The organism is Actinomycetospora sp. (genome assembly GCF_055612215.1).
In genome coordinates this window covers 1-3390 of sequence record NZ_JBVPVA010001104.1, presented here as the reverse complement: position 1 = coordinate 3390, position 3390 = coordinate 1, and the positions used below count along the sequence as shown (strand labels likewise).

The window sequence follows — 3390 nt, the reverse complement described above, 5'->3', positions numbered from 1 at the left end:
TCCCCACCGCCGACCACCCGACGGCGTCCCCGGCCCGCCCCGCGACGGCCATCCCGGCGACGACCGAGGCGATCAGTCCCCCGAACGCCGCCAGCTGCAGGAAGCCGTACGTCACGAGGGGCCCGCACAGCGGGCTGTCGTTCGCCATCGCGAACGGGAGCAGCGAGAAGAACGTGAACAGGCCGCCGACGCCGAGCAGCGCGAGCACGTTCAGCGTCGCCAGGAGCGAGGTCACGTCCGGCACGGTGCCCGGCGGTCCGGGGCGCGGGGGAGCGGGAAACTACTCAGGCCGGCCCGCTCACGCGAGCCCGAGCTGGCGGAGCAGGCCGAGCTCGTCGAGGCGGGTCCACCACTCCGTGATCGCACCGTCACGCAGCCGGTAGATGTTGACCCCGGGCAGGACCAGGGTCTTGCCGGTGGCCGCGACGCCCATGAGCTCGCCCCGGTGGGTCCCTGACGCGGTGAACCGTTCCGCGACGAGGTCGTCCTCGGCGACGAGCAGTTCGAGGTCGCTGTGCCAGTCCGGGAGCGCCGTCCGGAACATCGCCGCCATCCTGCGCACGTCCTCCCGCCCCCAGGGGGACCCGGAGAACGGGGGGTCGTGGTGGACGAAGTCGGGTGCCAGGTGGCGGTCGACGGCGTCGAGGTCCCCGTCGGTGAACAGGGCCTGGACGAAGGCGTCGACGATCTTCTTGTTCTCGGTGAGGTGGTTGCTCATGGCCCGAAGCGTCGGCCGGACCACGAACCGGTTCCATCCCAATTCCTTGGGGGTGACATCGCGCCTCGGCGGGCCCACGCTGCCGGGATGGGCAGGCAGACCGCGGCACGGCTCGAACAGCGCGTGATCCGGGCCTGCCACCGCGGCCGCGACGTCGACGGGGTGCGTCGGGAGGTCCTGGCCTCGCTGCGGGACGTGATGTCGGTCGACGCCGCGTTCTTCGCGACCGCCGACCCGGAGACTCTGCTGTTCACGGGAGCCCGGGCGGAGGAGCCGCTCGCGCAGGCGCAGCGCCGTTTCGTGGACAACGAGTTCGCCGGCGGCGACGTCAACACCTTCGCCGCGCTGGCGGCCTCGCCGCACCACGTCGCCACCCTGGACGAGGCCACGCGGCACGAGCGCGCGTCGAGTGCGCGGGCCCGCGAGATCATGCGTCCGCTCGGCCTCGGCGACGAGCTGCGCGCCGCCCTGGTCGTCGACGAGCAGTGCTGGGGCTACCTCTGCCTGCACCGCGAGGACGCGGCGTCCGGGTTCGGCTCCGCGGACACGACGCTGTTGTCGCGCGTCGGTCCGCACATCGCCGAGGCGCTGCGCCGCGCCACGTTGGTCCACGGCGCCCGCTCCGTGGACCCGGACGCGGGCCCCGGTGTCGTGCTGCTCAGCGACCACCTCGACGTCGTCGCGGCCACGCCCCGGGCCGAGGAGCTGATGGCGCGCGTCCTCGACCGGGGGGCCGACGGCGTCCCGGTGCCGGCGCCGGTGCACACGGCGGCCGCGGCGCTCCTCGCGCTCGAGCACGGCACCGCGTCCCTCGTCCCCCGTGCCCGGGCGCGGGCCCGCGGCGGCGGCTGGCTGCACGTGCACGCGGCCCGCCTGCACGGGGACCCGACGGCCGGGTCGCCGCCGGGCCCGATCGCCGTCGTGGTCGAGCACGCCGATGCGCACATGACGGCGCCGCTGCTCCTCGCCGCGCACGGCCTCACGCCGCGCGAGACCGAGGTCGCCCGGCTGGTGCTGCGGGGGATGTCGACCGCGGCGATCGTCGACGAGCTGCACATCTCCCGCCACACCGTGCAGGACCACCTCACCGCGATCTTCGACAAGGTCGGGGTCCGCTCCCGCCGGGAGCTCATGGGTCGGCTGCTCGCGACGGCGACCCACGGGTGAGCGCCGCCAGGGTCACCGACGCAGCAGGTGCCTCACCCGCGCGGCCTCCCGCGTGAGGTGGTCACGCTCGGGCACGCTGGTCGCGGTGCGGGAGGCCTCGGCGTAGAGCTCGCCGGCCTGTTCGAGGTCGCCGGCGCGCTCGTGCAGGTACGCCCGCGCCGCGGTGTGCCGGGGCAGGCCGGGGTCGACGTCGGCCAGCGCGGTCAGGCCGGCCTGCGGCCCGTCGGCCTCGCCGACCGCCACCGCGCGGTTGAGTCGCACCACCGGGCTGCCGGTGAGGGCCAGCAGCTCGTCGTACCACTCCACGATCTGCGTCCAGTCCGTCTCGGAGGTGCTCGGGGCGTCCGCGTGCAGGGCGGCGATCGCGGCCTGCGCCTGGTACTCGCCCAGTCGGTCACGGGCGAGCGCGGTCTGCAGGATCGCCACGCCCTCGGCGATCAGGCCCGTGTCCCAGCGCGACCGGTCCTGCTCGGCGAGCGGGACCAGGCGCCCCGACGGGCCGGTGCGGGAGGCCCGACGTGCGTGGTGCAGCAGCATGAGCGCGAGCAGCCCCGCGACCTCGGGCTCGTCGGTCAGGGCCGCGAGCTGGCGGGTCAGGCGGATCGCCTCGGCCGCCAGGTCGACGTCGCCGCCGTACCCCTCGTTGAAGACGAGGTAGAGCACCCGCAGAACAGCCCCGAGATCGCCGGGCTGGTCGAGCCGGAGCCCCGCGATCCGCTTCTTCGCCCGGCTGATCCGCTGCGCCATCGTCGACTCGGGCACGAGGTGCGCCTCGGCGATCTGCCTCGTCGTCAGGCCTCCGACCGCGCGCAGGGTCAGGGCCACGGCCGCCGCCGGCGGCAGGGAGGGGTGCGCACACAGGAAGTACAGCCGCAGCGTGTCGTCGCCGGCGGGGGTCGGGTCCGCGGGCGGCGCGGCCCGGGTCTCGACGGCGAGCTCCCGCCCCCGTCGCGAGGACTCGGCGCGGGCCGCGTCGAGGAAGCGACGCCACGCCGCCGCGACGAGCCAGCCCTTCGGGTCCCGCGGAGGGTCGTCCGGCCAGGTCTCGAGGGCCCGGATCAGCGCTTCCTGCACGGCATCCTCGGCCGACGCGAAGTCCGCTCCGCGCCGGACGAGGACGCCGATCACCGCGGGGACGAGGTCCCGCAGCAGGGCGGCCCCGATCGGTGGCTCCGTCACTCGGGGGACCCCGGCACGCCGGTGAGGAACGGCCGGACCTCGAGCCACTCGTGGATCGGCTCGCCACCCTGACCCGGGGCGGCGGACAGTTCGCCGGCCAGCTCGACCGCGCGGTCCCAGGACTCCACGTCGATGATCATCCAGCCGGCGATGAGGTCCTTGGTCTCGGCGAACGGCCCGTCGGTCACCGGCGGGCGGCCGTCGCCGTCGGAGCGGACGAACGCGCCCTCGTTCGCCAGCGCCTGGGCGTCGACGAACTCCCCGGTCTCCTCCAGCCGCTTCGCGAAGTCGCTCATGTATTGCATGTGGGCGTCGACCTCCTCCGG

5 protein-coding genes are annotated in these 3390 nt (G+C 75.0%); 1 reads left to right on the top strand and 4 read right to left on the bottom strand.

Going from position 1 to position 3390, the window contains the following annotated elements; translation table 11 throughout:
* Positions 1 to 235, bottom strand: a 235-nt coding sequence (locus AC0CYZ_RS29850) for a hypothetical protein (protein WP_472221736.1), incomplete at its 3' end; no start/stop codon positions are given.
* 63 nt (positions 236 to 298) lie between these two features.
* Complete coding sequence (locus AC0CYZ_RS29845) at positions 299 to 718, bottom strand: ester cyclase (RefSeq protein ID WP_472221735.1); 420 nt, start codon at positions 716 to 718, stop codon at positions 299 to 301.
* An 87-nt stretch (positions 719 to 805) separates the two neighbouring features.
* Here AC0CYZ_RS29845 and AC0CYZ_RS29840 point away from each other — a divergent pair, with 87 nt between their 5' ends.
* Positions 806 to 1885, top strand: coding sequence for a LuxR C-terminal-related transcriptional regulator (locus AC0CYZ_RS29840; RefSeq protein ID WP_472221734.1), 1080 nt, complete (start codon positions 806 to 808; stop codon positions 1883 to 1885).
* 12 nt (positions 1886 to 1897) lie between these two features.
* Here AC0CYZ_RS29840 and AC0CYZ_RS29835 read toward each other — a convergent pair whose 3' ends face one another.
* Positions 1898 to 3049, bottom strand: a complete 1152-nt coding sequence (locus AC0CYZ_RS29835; protein ID WP_472221737.1) for an RNA polymerase sigma factor — start codon at positions 3047 to 3049, stop codon at positions 1898 to 1900.
* Between the two features lie 11 nt (positions 3050 to 3060).
* Positions 3061 to 3390 (bottom strand): YciI family protein (locus AC0CYZ_RS29830; RefSeq protein ID WP_472221733.1); only part of this gene is annotated, 330 nt, incomplete at its 5' end.